The 16,805-nt window shown below is 50.0% G+C and carries 13 protein-coding genes; 8 read left to right on the top strand and 5 right to left on the bottom strand.

The genetic code is table 11. From position 1 onward, the window contains the following. The first annotated feature begins 440 nt into the window (after positions 1-440). The 4 genes from Q0Z70_RS07500 (at position 441) to Q0Z70_RS07485 (ending at position 5,445) form a co-directional block, all read left to right on the top strand. Positions 441-1,973, top strand: coding sequence for a MotA/TolQ/ExbB proton channel family protein (locus Q0Z70_RS07500; protein ID WP_298073476.1), 1,533 nt, complete (start codon positions 441-443; stop codon positions 1,971-1,973). A 3-nt stretch (positions 1,974-1,976) separates the two neighbouring features. After that, on the top strand, positions 1,977-2,678 hold the full coding sequence (locus tag Q0Z70_RS07495; RefSeq protein WP_298073475.1) for an OmpA family protein: 702 nt from the start codon (positions 1,977-1,979) through the stop codon (positions 2,676-2,678). Positions 2,679-2,682: 4 nt separating this feature from the next. After that, the gene (locus Q0Z70_RS07490) at positions 2,683-3,483 is read left to right on the top strand and encodes an HNH endonuclease signature motif containing protein (RefSeq protein ID WP_298073474.1); all 801 of its coding nucleotides are present in this window, start codon (positions 2,683-2,685) and stop codon (positions 3,481-3,483) included. 1,104 nt (positions 3,484-4,587) lie between these two features. Next, positions 4,588-5,445, top strand: a complete 858-nt coding sequence (locus Q0Z70_RS07485) for a hypothetical protein (RefSeq protein WP_298073473.1) — start codon at positions 4,588-4,590, stop codon at positions 5,443-5,445. On the opposite strand, the gene ybeY is transcribed toward Q0Z70_RS07485, so the two are convergent. The 3 genes from ybeY to Q0Z70_RS07470 are packed head-to-tail and all read right to left on the bottom strand — an operon-like array spanning position 5,438 to position 8,097. Then, entirely contained in the window at positions 5,438-5,857 is a 420-nt protein-coding gene (ybeY, locus tag Q0Z70_RS07480) for an rRNA maturation RNase YbeY (protein ID WP_298073472.1), read from the bottom strand. The two genes, Q0Z70_RS07485 and ybeY, sit on opposite strands and share 8 nt — an antisense overlap. 8 nt (positions 5,858-5,865) lie before the next feature. After that, entirely contained in the window at positions 5,866-7,095 is a 1,230-nt protein-coding gene (locus tag Q0Z70_RS07475; RefSeq protein ID WP_298073471.1) for a nucleoside recognition domain-containing protein, read from the bottom strand. A gap of 9 nt (positions 7,096-7,104) precedes the next feature. Beyond that, positions 7,105-8,097: a M20/M25/M40 family metallo-hydrolase gene (locus tag Q0Z70_RS07470; protein WP_298073488.1), complete on the bottom strand. Its 993-nt coding sequence runs from the start codon at positions 8,095-8,097 to the stop codon at positions 7,105-7,107. A gap of 118 nt (positions 8,098-8,215) precedes the next feature. Between Q0Z70_RS07470 and Q0Z70_RS07465 the strand changes: the two genes are divergently transcribed. The 4 genes from Q0Z70_RS07465 to Q0Z70_RS07450 all read left to right on the top strand — a co-directional run bounded on the left by Q0Z70_RS07465 (position 8,216) and on the right by Q0Z70_RS07450 (position 13,772). Then, complete coding sequence (locus Q0Z70_RS07465; RefSeq protein WP_298073470.1) at positions 8,216-8,920, top strand: DNA alkylation repair protein; 705 nt, start codon at positions 8,216-8,218, stop codon at positions 8,918-8,920. Positions 8,921-9,109: 189 nt separating this feature from the next. Further along, on the top strand, positions 9,110-10,144 hold the full coding sequence (ruvB, locus tag Q0Z70_RS07460) for a Holliday junction branch migration DNA helicase RuvB (RefSeq protein WP_298073469.1): 1,035 nt from the start codon (positions 9,110-9,112) through the stop codon (positions 10,142-10,144). A gap of 13 nt (positions 10,145-10,157) precedes the next feature. After that, positions 10,158-11,606: a lipopolysaccharide biosynthesis protein gene (locus tag Q0Z70_RS07455; RefSeq protein ID WP_298073468.1), complete on the top strand. Its 1,449-nt coding sequence runs from the start codon at positions 10,158-10,160 to the stop codon at positions 11,604-11,606. Between the two features lie 27 nt (positions 11,607-11,633). Next, entirely contained in the window at positions 11,634-13,772 is a 2,139-nt protein-coding gene (locus Q0Z70_RS07450) for a S46 family peptidase (RefSeq protein WP_298073487.1), read from the top strand. An 89-nt stretch (positions 13,773-13,861) separates the two neighbouring features. On the opposite strand, the gene Q0Z70_RS07445 is transcribed toward Q0Z70_RS07450, so the two are convergent. Together Q0Z70_RS07445 and Q0Z70_RS07440 are read right to left on the bottom strand one after the other, a co-directional pair. After that, positions 13,862-14,788, bottom strand: coding sequence for a hydrogen peroxide-inducible genes activator (locus Q0Z70_RS07445; RefSeq protein WP_298073467.1), 927 nt, complete (start codon positions 14,786-14,788; stop codon positions 13,862-13,864). Positions 14,789-14,815: 27 nt separating this feature from the next. Then, positions 14,816-16,690, bottom strand: coding sequence for a DEAD/DEAH box helicase (locus Q0Z70_RS07440; RefSeq protein ID WP_298073486.1), 1,875 nt, complete (start codon positions 16,688-16,690; stop codon positions 14,816-14,818). Between the last annotated feature and the right edge of the window lie 115 nt (positions 16,691-16,805).

The raw sequence follows: 16,805 nt of genomic DNA, 5'->3' as shown, positions 1-16,805 counted from the left end.
TTTGAAATAACGACCTCGGAGTAATTTTTACCCCGCAAGAGACAAGGCGTTTTCAGAGTCGTTCAAAATGTTTTGAGCGGATGAAAAGACCTCTTGTTATTGTTCATGTGAATATAAAAATCCATCAGGGATGGATTTACAAGAAGAAAAATTATATCATCTTTGAACTATTCGATTATTAATCATACCTTTGCAAATAAATTCGAGTATATCTCGATATTGAAATTGTGAATTTAAGAAGCTCTGTGCTTTGTTCTTGTCTTTGAGAACCTAGGAAATTTTCAAAAACATACAAGAATAGCGCAATGATTTCTCACGCATATGCGTGGGACTGTTGTCTGTTATTTGTATGTTTAGGTTTTCCTAGGACCTTCAAAGACGAATGATAGTACAAGGGTTCCACGTTTTTCATTTAAGAATAGATGTTAATTAATAAGAATATGGGAAGTTTCATTGATTTTTTATCTGGGTATATTACATTATCCGTTTGTATTGGCATAATCTTGTTGGCATGGCTTATTGCCCTGATTTTTATCTTTTTTTGGAAACAGAAAAATAAATTGCAGGAATGCAAGCGTACGATAGATCAATTTCCCAGTTTATTATCCACATTAGGGGTATTGGGCACTTTTTGGGGAATTACTACCGGATTGTATGGATTCAATCCTTCTGATTTAAACCAGAGTATTCCAATTTTATTAGAGGGATTAAAAACCGCTTTTTACACATCATTATTGGGTATGATTTCATCTATGATTACAAATTTTATCATAAACAAAATTTATGATACTTACGAGGCTGGATTACCAACCAATCAGGATGAAGCCGCAGCTCGCATTTGTAATGCTGTCAATGCATCTATACAGGCCTTACTACAATCCATAACTCAGCAGTCGCAAAATCAAACCGCTTTTTATAATACGCTGTCTGCTCAATTCAATGTGTTCAACACAATTAACTCCAGCTTGACCGAAATGTCAAACAAGATGGACGCTATGACCCTATTAATACGTTCACAAGAAGTACGCCTTTCATCTATCAAAGATAATAGCTCACAAACTATTACTCGTCTGGATATTTTGAAAGATAATACAGAACATATAGACAACCGTTTAGGTGAGCAACTGGATATATCATCCGCCATGACATCTATTTTACAAGAGACACAAGATGATACAAAGAAATTGAGTCAAGTTCTTCGTGCTGAAGTTGATGAGATTGAAACTAAAATGGGAGAAACCAATGAACTACTGACACAGAAATTTGAAGAGTTTGCAGAGTTGCTGAAGAAAAGCAATACGGAAGCATTAGTCGAAGTTATGAAAACAGCTACTCAAGAATTTCAACGTCAAATGAATTCGATTGTCAGCAAACTGGTAAAAGAGAATTTTGAGCAACTCAATCAAAGTGTAGAAAAACTCAATACATGGCAACAAGAAAATAAAAAGATGATTTCAGACTTAACACACCAATATACGATTATGACCAAAGAGTTTGAACAAACATCAACTATTCTCAATAATGTAGCTGAATATACAAAACAATTAAGTGGAGCAAATGGAATGCTTTCAAGATTAATCACTGAGCTGCAAAAGGTCATGATTGAAGATACTAAATTTACTTCCATCACAGCTAAATTGTCCGAAACAGCTAATTTAACCAAAGAAAACATGGTTAAATTTGATGATTCTACCTCAAAATTAAATGAATGGGTTAGAAAACAGCGGAATTTTGTAGATGGAGTGCAATTATTAATTAAAAAGCTTGAAGAGTTAAGTTCTATCCGAGATTATAATAAAGAGTTCTGGGCTGATACGAAAAAACATTTGGAAGCAGGTGTAGGGATAATTAAAAAAGGAAGTGAAAGCTTGAATGCTCAATTAACAGACTTGGATAAACAATTCTATTCAAGACTGAGCGCTACACTGGCTGAATTAGATACTTGTATACAGGCAATGATTAAAAGAAGATAAAACATGGCAAAACATAATGTTTGGTTATCCGTATCCGATTTAATGACCGGATTAATGGTTATATTTTTATTTGTGGCTATCGCATACATCAGTAAAGTCAATAAGCATACAGAGGTTTTAGCCGAATACATTGAGGCGCGTCAGAATCTACACGATAAATTGGTTGACAAATTTAAAAGCGACACCGCAAGATGGGAAATGACAATCGGACGAGATTTATCACTTCGTTTCACCAATCCCACCGTTCTTTTTCAAACAGGTTCTTGGGATTTGACTCCTGCATTCTGCGATATACTGGATGAATTCTTGCCGCAATATTTTGAAATCTTATTGACTGATTCATTAAAAGACAATATCAGTGAGATCAGGATTGAAGGACATACGGATCCTACACCTTTCCCTGCACTTTCCGCTGATCCATATATTGCAAACGTAATTCTCTCACAACGCCGTTCATTAAGTGTATTGCAGTATTTTCGTTCCATGCCTGTGTTCCGAAAATATACATCCGAACAACAGAAGATGCTGGAATATTGGTTTACAGCAAATGGCCTTTCGTATGGAAGAACTTTAGATAACGAAAATCAACTCACTTACGATTCCGGCAAGGCGATTGACTATGAAAAATCCAGAAGAGTAGAATTCCGTATTATTACCACCAGCGAAAAGATGATAGAGAATTTTGTAAAAAGAATTAATAAATAACATTATGGAAAAAGAAAAGCCTTTTTATACATTTCCAAAATTGAAATCCACCTTAAATGAGTTAGGGTATCAAATAGAAAAGGCGAAAACTTATCGCCCGATTAACCCAGTTGATATATCCATCACAAATGTCAAAGATGGCACGATTGAGATTACAGATAAAGGCATTTTCTTCAAGACTTCAGATGGACAAAAACATCAAGGGTTTATGTATAAAAGAGAATATCATTTAGCTCGATATGGAAAACCTCGTTTTCATCTTTGCAATTGCAGGACTATTCAGGATTTTAAAGCAAGAGGCTCTTTTAATGCGGAATATCGTTGGACGAATAAGGAAACCTTGCAAGTGCGGGACATGGATGACCATTATCTTGATAAATCTGTAGGCAATCTTCCTTTATGCAAATATTGTGCTGAGATTTTGAGAAACAAGCAAAACGACATTTATAAAGACAATAATGATTTCGTAAAAGAACTCAAAAAAGCTATTCCACAAGAAACTGTTACAGATGTAGATATATTAGGCTATACGAAAGATTGGCAAGAAAAAAGTCTCGCTTATCGTGAAAAGAAGAATTACACTTGCGAGCGATGTGGCATTAAGATTACCAATATATTTGATTATGGATATATGCATTGTCATCATCGGGATGGCAACAAAATCAATAATGAGGAAAAGAATTTAGAGTGCTTATGTGTATTATGCCATTCAAAAGTAGATAGTGTTCATGAACTCAGGTTTTCACGAGGTGCAAATCGTGTTTGGTTACAAGACTTTCTGAAAAAATATGGTCGAAAAAAATAATGTTGCATTCCCGTTTCCTTCAACAACCCCGCCATTACCTTCCTACATTTACCCCGTCTGCCACAAGGTAGCTACCAAGCCAGTGCTGAGGTAGCTACTTTGTAGAGGGCATGCAAACAACAATTTATAAACCATCTAAAACACAACAAGCGTATGCCATCCCTACCTATAATAACGTGAGTTCAAGATAAGTTCCTGTTAAAACAATGTCGTAGCCATTTTGAAATGGCAAACTTCTGTAGCTGTCAACATTACGCATCAAACTAACAATGTTTCATCATGTTCTGCCCGTGAAGAAGCCGGCAGGCGCACGTCAATGATGTGCTTTCATGCCTGCCGACAAAGTACTTTCTGACACTCGGACAAAGCACTGCATGGCACCCTGACGAAGTGCTTCGTTACATCCCCATGAAGCACTGCATGGGAACCCGGAAAAAGGCAGCTCGGTTCCCTCCCGAAACTGTTCCGCTTTTGCCCGGAATATCTATGCTTTCTTTCAGAAAATACGACCTTCTGCATCACATCGACAAGAAAAAAGGTCTCCGTTTTTCGCCTTCACGGTTTCACAGGCCTACAAACGCCTGTCAACGAGCGAGATAGTGTGAAAGATGGGGTGAAGGCGTGAAAGCTTTTTCATGGAGAATGAGAGTACCGCAGAACATTCGTGTGCGATGCCCTGAACGGCCTGTTTCCTGCTTTCACTGCAACCCGCTTACAATCAGACTGTTCCGGTGAAATTTCACCAGGGCACATCCCCCGTTTCCGGTGAAAGATATAAAAGACGCTAAAGGACGCCCCAGACGCCCCACAGGATGAGGAACAGGATGATGTTGGCTGTCTTTCAGTGGTCGATGTGGTCGGAGTTCTGACTGAAAGTCCTGACCCGAACAATTATTGGAAAGTATTGAAAAACAGATTGAAGAAAGAAGAGAACAAAACCGTTACAAATTGTAACCGTTTCAAATTGCAGGCTGCCGACGGCAAGATGCGCTTGACCGATGTCATTCGAACTTGTTAAAGAAGCTGAAATAGCGAGGCGTGGTGCTGGAAATGTAGTGGCTTTCGGTTATCTTTGAGTGTGAGTTTCTATCTAAAAGAAGGCGTATGAGAGGAAAGAGAACATCGGTCGTTGGCCTCCTTTTGCCAGTCGTGATGATGCTGGCCGTGCAGACTGTCGCAGGGCAGGAAGACAGCACACGCATGCGTCACGACAGCCTCCGTACAGGTGTGGGTGCTGGCATGCCGCAGATGTCGGTGAAATCGGGCCTCAGAGTGGGGGATTATAGGCTGAAACCGTCGCTTCAGACGGGACAGGAGATGCCTGTATTCCGCCCGGTACGCCGGATCCCCAACCTGTACCTGCCCTATCAGGAGAACCCGTCGCTGGGCTTCAAAGGCGACTTCCATACGGAGGGTAGCCTGTGGTACTGGTATGCAGGGCAAATCTACGGCATGGGTAGCCAGACCAGCCTGCCGGGCATCGGGCGGCGCAACGAGGTCGCCTTCAGTTTCGAACAGAAGCTGAACGACCGCCTCAGCCTGCAGGCCACGATAGACGCGGTGCGGATGAACATGGCTTATTTCAATCGGAGGCAGTCGCTGGGTTTTTCAGGGATGCTAATCTATCGGGCGCAGGATCATTTGTGGTTTACCGCCTCTGGCTTGATCCGCACGGGCGATTTTCTCAATATGAAGTCCCATTCTTATGGAGGTACGGTGGGGTTCGACATTACCGAGCACTTCAGCCTCGAACTGGGCGTGCAACGCTTCTACAACGACCTGTCGGGCCGCTGGGAGACGAGGCCTGTAGTGATGCCGGGCTATCGCTTCAACGACAAGTTCAAGCTGGAATTTGACGTGGGACCGATTATTTACGAATTGGTCAACACGATCATCGACCATCGTGGCGGGCATTCGGACGGTGGCCCTACGATACGGCCGTCGGTGCCGGGTTTCAGATAGCCATTAAGCCCAGCGCTTTGTTCTCCGCTTCCTCCATAATCTTCCGTTTGCCGGGCCCCTTGTCGTTGATTCCACAGAGGTGGAGGATGCCGTGAATGATGACGCGATGCAGCTCGCGGCGGTAGTCACCTCCGGCAAACCGATCGGCATTGGTACGCACGGTGTCAAGGCTGATGAAGAGATCGCCGCTCAGAAGGTTGCCCTCGCAGTAGTCGAAGGTGATGATGTCCGTATAGTAATCGTGCTGCAAGTACCGGCGGTTCACCTCCAGTATCTTCTCGTCCGAGCAGAAGATGTAGGCTATTTCATTGATCTTCTTGCCGTAGGAAGCTGCCACGGCCTTGATCCATGCTGTCGTTTTACGTTTTTGGATGTCGGGCATGTCTACGCCCTCAGTCTGGTAAGTAATCATATCCTATATTAAAAGAACCAATAACTAATGATAATACCCGCCACGATGCCCGAAAGATCGGCCAACAGGCCGCAGGTTACGGCATTGCGCGTGCGGGTGACACCCACACTGCCGAAATAGACGGCCAGAATGTAGAATGTCGTGTCCGAAGCACCGCGCACCACACAACTCATACGCCCCACGAATGAGTCGGCTCCATACTGGTTCATCGCGTCGATCATCAGGCCGTTGGCCCCGCTGCCGCTGAGCGATTTCATCAGGGCTGTGGGTAGCGCACCCACGAAGCTCGTGTCCATGCCGAACCATCCCACCACGATACCGATGCCATCGACCAGCAGGTTCATGGCTCCCGACGCACGGAAGACGGCGATTCCCACCAAAAAAGCCACCAGGTAGGGAATGATGCGCACGGCTGTGGTGAATCCATCTTTGGCACCCTCGACGAAGGCGTCGTAGACGTTTGTCCGCTTCCACACGCCCCACAGGATGAAGAACAGGATGATGCTGAACAGGATAATGTTGGCTGTCAGCGTAGAGTAGGCACCCATTTGGTCGCGTCCCAGGCGGACGAAGAGCAGGATCAACGCCGAGAAGAACAGCGCAATGCCTCCTACAAGCAGTAGGACAGGCTTGCACAACAGGTTGATGCGCTGGCTGATACTAACCACTGCCACGCCCACGAAAGTAGATACGGTGGTGGTCAGCAGTGTGGGGATGAAGATGTCCGTAGGCTGGGCTGCCCCCATCTGTGCACGATAGACCATGATGCTGACGGGTATCAGGATGAGTCCCGAAGTATTGATGACCAGGAACATAATCATCGGATTGGTGGCCGTATCCTTGCGCGGGTTCAGTTCCTGCAATTCTTTCATCGCTTTCAGGCCCATAGGTGTGGCGGCATTGTCTAATCCCAGCATGTTGGCCGACAGGTTCATGAAGATGCTGCCCATGGCCGGATGCCCTTTGGGGATGTCGGGAAAAAGGCGGCAGAACACGGGACTGAGCCAATGTGACAGAGAACCTATCATGCCGCTCTGTTCGCCTATCTTCATGATGCCCAGCCAAAGAGCGAGAATGCCCGTCAGACCTAACGATATTTCGAAGGCGTTCTTTGACGAATCGAACGTGGCGTTTACCAGTTGTGTGAAGATGTCCATATCGCCTAAGAAGAGCAGCTTGCCCAGCGCGACAAGGAAGGCAATGACAAAAAAGGCGACCCAGATATAGTTCAGTACCATAATGCAGTGTTAATAAGTTTCTTCATTGGCTAAGTTCCATACGTTGAGAAACGAAGCTTTGGTGATGTCCACCACTTTCTCCCAGTTCAGTCGGTCGGCGTGGTCGCCGGGTTGGTGGTAGTCGGGATGTCCATCCGTATGATACCAAATGACGGGGATGTCGCGCACGGCAAACGAAGCATTGTCGCTGCCTCCCACAGGACGGTCCCATGCGCGGTAGTCGGGCTCCAAAGCGAAGCCGTAGCGGGCAATGTCGTCCTTGAGCCACCGGCCGAAGGCGGGATGGGCGGCGGTGTAGAAGTAAACCACATGGCGTGGGTAGTCGGGCTTGTTGTTGCGCCCGATCATGTCGAAGTTCAGATACCCCTTGACCGATCCGATGAAATCGCAGCTCTGAACGAAATGCTTTGAACCCAGCAACCCTTTCTCCTCACCGTCCCAGAAGGCGATGATGACGTTGCGCAAAGGCTTCTGTCCGCAAGTCTGGAAGGCGCGGGCTATCTGCAAGACGGCCGACACGCCCGAAGCATTGTCGTCCGCTCCGTTGTAGATGGGGTCGTCCGCTAATGTCTCGTCCATACCTATGTGGTCGAAGTGAGCCCCCACGATGACGTATTCGTCCGTCCGCCGGCCGGGGATGACACCCAACACGTTGGCCATGTGCAGCACACGATGTGTGCCTTCCTTCAGACGGGCGATGGAGTCGGGATGCACCTGCCAGCGCGCTCCTTTCTGTTGCCTTTCCTTGGCACAGACGTCAAAGGGCTGAAAATAACAGTCGCCGTAGAGCGGACGGATGCCTGCTTCCTTTAAGCTGGCAGCCAAGTAGCGTGCAGCGATACGCGAGCCGTGCAGACCTGCTTCACGACCTTGCAGCTCATCATCGGCCAAAAAGCCCACAATAGCCTCTGCCGAAGCACGGTTGATACTATTCAGACCTTTTTCGACGGCGGTCTGTGCATGGACGAAGGACGCGCCGCTCAGGCAGGCGGCCTCTATCATCAGGAAGAAAATGACTGTTCTTTTCATACGTAGGGGCAAAAATAAGGATAACTTTCCATAATTTGTCAGATTTTCCCGTATTTTTGCCTCACGCTAACTCTTAATCACTGACCGCGAAATGACCAAGACCGAAGAAATACAGGCTGAACTGGAGGCCTACATCGACCCCGTGAAACGTGAATACCTGCCCAAATTCTTTAAGACGGGACGGGGAGAATATGGCGAAGGCGACCGCTTCCTGGGTGTGGTGGTGCCCAACACGCGCTTTGTGGCGAAGCGTTATAAGGATGAACCGGCCGAAGTGGCTGCTGAACTGCTCCAAAGTCCTTGGCACGAATGCCGCCTTTGTGCCCTGCTGATGCTGGTGGAGCGCTTCAAAAAATCCGATGAAATGGAGCGAAAGGCTATCTTCGACTTCTACCTGACGCAAACGGCCCGCATCAACAACTGGGACTTAGTAGACCTTTCGGCCCCTTACATCGTGGGCGGGTATCTGAAAGACAAGCCCCGTGACGTGCTCCGCTGCCTGGCTGCCGACTCTTTGCTATGGAACCAGCGCATTGCCGTCGTAGCTACGATGCCACTTATCAAAAACGGCGATTTCATCGACATCCTGAGTCTGGTTCCACGCTTTTTCCACACGTCCCACGACCTGATGCAAAAGGCCTGCGGATGGATGTTGCGCGAGGTGGGCAAGAAGGACAAACCGGTGCTTGTCCGTTTCCTTGAGGAACACTGCCGCACGATGCCCCGCACCATGCTGCGCTACGCCATTGAGAAATTCCCTGACGAAGAGCGCCGCCGCTTCATGCTGCGCGGATGAACGGCAGGAAGGGAAACGGCGTTTTCTCCGAAGGAAAGCAGTGTCTTGCCGAGAGGAAAACAGTGTTTTGCGGATGGCATATCATTTCCTTTTGTACTCCTCCGAAGCAAAAGATGAAAAAAACAAGGTTTCTATCTTTTGCACTTCTTTCTGTTTGCACTATCTTTGTGTCTCGTATGAACATGTATCATGGAACAAGAAAATTTTGACATACGCAACCAGCAGTCCCTGAACAGCCGCGAGCGCGACTTCGAAAACGTGCTCCGCCCGCTGGCTTTCGAGGATTTCAGCGGTCAGGACAAGGTGGTGGACAATCTCCGCATCTTTGTCAAGGCGGCCCGCCTGCGAGGCGAGGCGTTGGACCATACGCTGCTTCACGGCCCTCCCGGCTTGGGAAAGACCACGCTGTCCAATATCATTGCTAACGAATTGGGTGTAGGTTTCAAGATAACTTCCGGCCCTGTGCTCGATAAGCCGGGTGACTTGGCGGGTATCCTGACGAGCCTTGAGCCTAATGATGTCCTTTTCATCGACGAAATCCATCGCCTCAGTCCTGTGGTGGAAGAGTATCTTTACTCGGCCATGGAAGACTATCGTATCGACATTATGATAGACAAAGGCCCTTCGGCTCGCAGCATTCAGATAGACCTGAACCCCTTTACGCTCGTGGGAGCCACGACGCGCAGCGGCCTGCTGACGGCGCCACTCCGTGCGCGATTCGGCATCAACCTTCATCTGGAATACTACGACAATGACGTGCTGAGCACCATTATCCAACGTTCGGCACGCATCCTCAACGTGCCCTGCTCGTCGAAGGCGGCGGTCGAGATTGCCAGCCGTAGCCGGGGTACGCCCCGTATTGCCAACGCTTTGCTGCGCCGCGTGCGCGACTTTGCGCAGGTAAAGGGTTCGGGCAGCATTGATACTGAGATAGCCCGCTATGCCCTCGAAGCGCTGAACATCGACCGCTACGGCCTCGATCAGATAGACAACAAGATACTGACGACCATTATCGACAAGTTTAAGGGAGGCCCTGTCGGTCTTGCCACCATCGCTACCGCCTTAGGCGAAGACCCCGGCACCATCGAGGAAGTCTATGAACCGTTCCTCATCAAGGAAGGTTTCATCAAGCGGACGCCTCGCGGCCGCGAAGTGACGGAGCTGGCTTATAAGCATTTGGGGCGGGCGATGTATAACGGAGAGCAGCCTTCGTTGTTTGATTGAAAAAGATTGAATTATGGCAAATCTGAAATCATTGGCTAAGGAAACGGCCATCTACGGCCTGAGCAGCATCGTAGGGCGTTTCTTGAATTATCTGCTGGTGCCGGTATATACGATGGCAATGTCTGCGCAGAGTGGAGGCTATGGCGTGGTGACGAATGTCTATGCTTGGGTCGCACTGACATTGGTGTTGCTTACTTTCGGCATGGAGACGGGCTTCTTCCGCTTCGCCAACAACGGCAAAGACGACCCCATGTGCGTCTATTCCACTACGCTGATAAGTGTAGGCGGCGTGTCGCTTACGTTTCTTGCCTTAGGACTGATGTTCTTGCGGCCCGTTGCCGGCTTGTTGGGCTACGAAGCGCATCCCGAATACGTGGGCATAATGATGGCCGTAGTGGCTATGGACGCCATACAGAGTATTCCCTTCGCCTATTTGCGCTACAAGAAACGCCCCATCAAATTTGCCGCACTGAAGCTCTTGTTCATCTTTCTGAATATCGCGCTGAACCTCGTCTACTACGTGGGAATGAAGGGTAGCGACGTGGGCTATGCCTTCCTGTTCAACCTTGTTTGCACGTCGACCGTCATGCTTTGCCTTGTTCCCGAACTGCGCGGCTTCCGTTACGTGCTTGATCGTGCCCTGCTGCGCCGCATGTTGTCCTACAGTCTGCCCCTGCTTGTGCTCGGTTTGGCTGGCATTTTGAACCAGGTGGCCGACAAGATTATTTTCCCTTACGTCTATCCCGACGCTGCCGGCGCTAAGGTACAGCTGGGCATTTACGGTGCGGCCAGTAAGATAGCCATGATTATGGCCATGCTGACGCAGGCTTTCCGCTATGCTTACGAGCCGTTTGTCTTTGGGAAAAGCCGCGACAAAGATAATCGCGAGGTCTATGCCGTCGCCATGAAGTATTTCATCATCTTCACCTTGCTGGCCTTTCTAACCGTGATGTTCTACCTCGATCTGCTGAAATTCATGATCGGACACGACTATTGGGCCGGTCTGTACGTGGTGCCTATCGTGATGGCGGCCGAAATCTTCATGGGCGTGTATTTCAATCTATCCTTCTGGTATAAGCTGATTGACGAGACGCGCTGGGGCGCTTACTTCTCGCTGACGGGATGCGTTGTGCTGGTGCTTATCAATGTGTTGTTCATCCCTCGCTATAGCTACATGGCCTGTGCCTGGGCGGGTTTTGCGGGTTACGGGACGGCTATGCTGTTATCCTACTTGGTGGGGCAGAAGAAATATCCCATCCGTTACGACCTGAAAGCCATTGGACGATACGTGCTGTTGGCCGCTGTTCTCTACGCGGCTGCCGAGTACGTGCCCATCGAAAACCTGTGGTTGCGCTTAGGTTGGCGTACATTGCTCCTACTGATATTTGCCTTCTATATTGTGAAACATGACTTGCCCCTGAAGCGTATTCCGTTGTTGAACCGGCTGGTGGCGAAGAAATAATCTGTGGAAAAAACGAAGAGAATAATGATGAAAGACCTGAAATGCTGCCTGCTGACCGTCGTTTGCCTGCTGGCAAGCGTAACCGCCATAGCCGACGAGGGCATGTGGATGCTGGTTAATCTGGACAAACAGACTGTCCGTACCTTAAAAGAGATGGGGCTTAAACTCAAACCGAAGGAACTGTACAGCCCCCGCAAGGCCTCGCTGAAGGATGCTGTGGTGAGCTTCGGCGGTTTTTGTTCGGGCGTGGTCGTGTCTGAGGAAGGACTGGTACTCACCAATCATCATTGCGGTTTCAGTAGCGTGCAGCAACACTCCAGCGTAGAGCACGACTACTTGCAGGACGGCTTTGTGGCTCGTACACGTGACGAAGAGTTGCCTAATCCTGAACTTTACGTTCGCTTCCTCCTGCGTCAGGAGAACGTAACCAAACGTGTGCTTTCCGCCGTTCGCCCCGATATGGATGAGTCGGCACGAACCAGCGCGGTCGATTCGGTGATGTTGGCCGTCGGAGCCGAAGTGTCGCAGAAAGACTCTGCGCTTACGGGCGTAGTCGATGCGTATTATGGCGGCAATGAATTCTGGCTTTCCGTCTATCAAGACTTTAACGATGTTCGCTTGGTATTTGCCCCGCCCTCGTCCGTCGGCAAGTTTGGCTGGGACAAAGACAATTGGATGTGGCCGCGCCACACGGGCGATTTCTGTGTTTTCCGCATCTATGCCGACCGCGAGAACCGTCCGGCCGACTATTCGCCAGACAACGTTCCCTATCGTCCCCGCTACGTAGCTCCCATCTCTTTGGAAGGTTATCAGGAGGGCGACTTCTGCATGACTTTGGGCTATCCCGGCACAACGGAACGCTATCTATCTTCTTTCGGTATCGAGGAAGCTATGAACGGAGTCAACCAGGCACAGATAGACATTCGCGGTGTGAAGCAAGCCATCTGGAAACGCGCCATGAACGCCAGCGACGATATTCGTATTAAGTACGCTTCCAAGTACGATGAAAGCTCGAATTACTGGAAGAACAGCATCGGCATGAACCGTTCTCTCCATCGCCTGGGCGTGCTTGAGAAAAAGCGGGCATTGGAGCGTGAGTTGCAGGACTGGATACGTCGTACACCCGCCGAACACGACAGCTTGCTCCACCTGTTGACCGATCTCGAACTGGCCTACAAGAACCGTCGTGCCGTTAATCGGGCACAGGCCTACCTGTTAGAGAGTTTTCTCAATGGCCCTGAGCTGGTGCAGCTGGCTCTTGGCATTCTGAACTTAGACTTTGGTGCCGATATAAAGGTCGTCAAAGCCAATCTGCAAGAGATTGCGGACAAGTATATCAATCTCGACTTGGACATCGACAAGGACGTTTTTACCGCTTTGCTGAAGGAATATCCCCGTCACGTGGAGGCCGACTGTCTGCCACCGCTCTACGATTCCATTGCCACCGTTTACGGAGGCAGCGAGCGGGCTTACGTGGACAGCCTCTATGCCCGCACGGTTATCGCCACGCCTCGCGGTCTGTATCGTTTCCTGGAGAACGACACTACGCTGAATCTCTTCAACGACCCGGCCATCAGCTTAGGCATCGACCTTATCACTCAGCTTTTTGAAATGAACATGCAGATGAATGCCGCCAACCTGGCCGTCGACCGTGGCGAACGGTTGCTCAATGCGGCTGTGCGGCGATATTACCATGACCGCCGCTTCTACCCCGATGCCAACTCGACGATGCGTCTCAGCTTCGGTACGGTACGGGGTTACGAACCGTTCGACGGGGCGAGCTACGGCCACTTTACGACCGTCCGTGGCATTCTGGAGAAAGCACGCGAGCATCGCGGCGAGCCTGACTTTGCCCTGCAACCCGAATTGGTGAGTCTGCTGGAGAGCGGCGATTACGGACGCTACGTCGACCGGAGCGGGGAAATGAAGGTCTGCTTTATCTCGGACAACGACATCACGGGCGGCAATTCGGGCAGCGCCATGTTCAACGCACAAGGCCAGCTTCTAGGTCTGGCTTTCGACGGAAACTGGGAAGCCATGAGCAGCGATTATCTCTACGAGCCCCGCTTACAGCGCTGCATCGGGGTGGATATCCGCTACGTGCTGTTCATCATCGAGAAATACGGCAAAGCGGGACGGCTGATACAAGAGTTGAAAATCGGATAATACTCTCTTTTTCTTGTGGGGATGCAGTGATACAAAACATTGCTTGTTTTGAAGCAAAATATTGGATGAACTTTTTATTAGCGCAGTGTTCAGATTACTTGCTGCGTGGGCTTGGGCGAAAGCATATCGGCTGGTACGGCGGCCTGTACGGCTTGCCGGATCGTGTCGAGCAGTGTGCGGCGGATAAAGTCTTTAGACGTAATCATTACAATCTGCCGTGTGGGGCGGGGCACGGCGAAAGGACGTACTAATTCGCGCTGCGTCTCGCTCAGTTGGGATATGGCCAGTTCGGGGATGAACGTGGTTCCCTTGCCGCCTTCCACCATGCGCATGAACGTTTCCATGCTGCCTAAGTGGTAGGTCAGCTGGCTGGCTTGCGCAGATTTCAGCCGGCAGAAGCGGACAATCTGGTCGCGGAAACAGTGTCCCTCGTCCAATAGCCAGAGCTGCGTGCTGCCGAGGTCGGCGGTACGGATGGTTTCGTGGCTGAAAAGTTCGTCTTCGCGGGCCACGTAAGCGTAGAATTGTTCGTAGAAGAGCGGCGTTTGAGCTAAGTCGGCCATGCCGTCCAAGGCGGCTACGATACCGGCGTCTATCTTCCCTTCTGTCAGGGCTTGCTTGATGGCGGCGGTCTTCATCTCCGTGACGCGGATGTCCAATTGCGGGTACTGCTTCATCAGCTGGGGGAAGAAGCGAGGCAGCAGGTAGGGAGCGATGGTGGGCAGGATGCCCAGAGTAAACGGGCCTGTCAGCGCATGTCTTTCCTCGGCCACCATTTCCTTGATGCGCGCGGCTTCGGTCAGTACCTGACGTGCCTGTCCCAGAATAAGGCGTCCGGCAGGAGTGGGGCTTACAGACTGGCGGGTGCGGTCGAAGATGCGGGTGTCCAGCTCCTCTTCCAACTTCTGAATCATGGCACTCAGGGTGGGTTGGGTCACGCGGCAGTGTTCGGCAGCCTTGCCGAAGTGGCGGAAATGATCCAGAGCGAGGATGTATTCCAGTTGTTGCAGAGTCATGGTATCGGTCGTTTAAGGTACTGCGGCTTATTTCTTTTTCTTTTTCGACGGTTTGGCCCATCCTTCTTCGCTGAAGTCGGGTACGGGCCCTTTCAGCTCGTTGTCGTGCTGGAAGAACTGCTTCCAGTCGTCCTTGCGGCCGCGTGGTTTGGTGTATCCGCGCTCTTCACGGCTGGGCTTGATGCGTTTAAGTTCCTTGGCGGGTTTTTCGGTTTTCTTGTGTCCGGGCTTTTCGGCCTTACGGTCGGCCTTTTTCTTCCCATTTTCATCGGTTTCTCCGGCCACTTCGACAGAGACTTTCCGTCCGTTCCAACGGGTTCGATTCAGGGCTTTGATGACCTTGTCGGCTTCGGCTTCGTCCACTTCGAAGAACGAGAAATTGCGCATCAGGTCGATGCGTCCCAAGTCCACACGGCCTTTCGTATTGCTGTTGATGAGGCCCATGAGGTCGGTGGGGAAGAAGTTGTCCGTCTTGCCTACGTTGATAAAGAGGCGCGTGAAGCCCGCTTCAGCCTTGCGGCTGCCGTTCTTCTTGCCTTTGCCTTCTTTTCCGCCTTTCTTTTCTTCCTTGGTGCTGACGGTTTCTATCTCTTCACGGTCACGATAATACTCCACGAAGCGATTGAACTCGTGCGACACCATACGTTTGATGAGATCTTCCTTGGACAGCCAGTCCAGCTTGCGACAGACGTCGGGCATGAAGTCGGCGATTTCTTCCTCGTTCACCTTCACCTTCTCCAGGTCGTCGATGACTTTCATCAGCTGCTTTTCGCAGATCTGCTTGGCGGTGGGCATCACGCCTGTCTCGAATTTCTTGGCGATGATACGTTCTATCTCGCGCATCTTGCCCTTCTCGCGCAGGTTGATGATGGCGATGGAGGTGCCTGTCTTACCCGCACGTCCGGTGCGTCCGCTGCGGTGGGTGTAGCTCTCGGTGTCGTCGGGCAGACCGTAGTTGATGATGTGTGTCAGGTCGTCCACGTCCAGTCCGCGGGCAGCCACGTCGGTGGCCACGAGCAGTTGCAGGTTGCGAATGCGGAACTTCTGCATCACGGTGTCGCGCTGTGCCTGCGACAGTTCGCCGTGCAGCGAGTCGGCGTTGTATCCTTCCTGCATCAGTTTGTCGGCTATCTCTTGCGTTTCCTTGCGGGTGCGGCAGAAGATGATGCCGTATATTTGCGGATAATAGTCGACGATGCGCTTCAGCGTTTCGTATTTGTCCTTGGCGTGCACTACGTAAACGATGTGTTTCACGTTGGCTGTGCCTTCATTTTTGCGGCCGATGGTTATTTCCTTGGCGTTGTGCAGGTAGTTTTTCGAAATGCGGTCTATTTCGGGACTCATAGTAGCCGAGAAGAGCAGGGTATTGCGCTCTTCGGGGACGTCGGCCAAAATGGCGTTGATACTGTCGGTGAAACCCATGTTGAGCATTTCGTCGGCTTCGTCCATCACTACGTTCTGGATGGTGGCGAGGGAGACGGTCTTACGCTCCATGAGGTCTATCAGGCGGCCGGGCGTGGCCACGATGATGTGTACGCCGCGCTTCAGGGCTTTAATTTGGCTTTCGATGGACGAGCCGCCGTAGACGGGCAGCACACGCAAGCCCTCGACGTATTTGCTATAATCGTTCAGATCGCCTGCAATCTGGAGGCAGAGTTCGCGTGTGGGACAGAGTATCAGTGACTGCGGATATTGTTTGCTGACGTCGATTTTCTGTATTAGCGGCAAGCCGAAAGCGGCTGTCTTTCCCGTGCCTGTCTGTGCCAGGGCCACCACGTCATTGTTTTCTCCCAGAAGATAGGGGATTACTTCTTCTTGTACCGGCATGGGATACACAAATCCCATTTCTTCGATGGCGCGGCGTATCTCCGGCGACACACCCAGCTCTTCAAATGTCTTCATCAAATCGTTGTATCTCTTTATATTTTTGAATGCAAAGATAGTACAAAAATCGGTGAAACGGAAAGTCGGGGCGAATAAATTGACAGACAATAGATAAGGAAGGCTGATGCGGACA

The organism is uncultured Bacteroides sp., assembly GCF_947632445.1.
In the GTDB taxonomy this organism is placed as follows: Bacteria; Bacteroidota; Bacteroidia; order Bacteroidales; family Bacteroidaceae; genus Bacteroides.
This window is presented reverse-complemented; position numbering and strand designations above follow the sequence as displayed.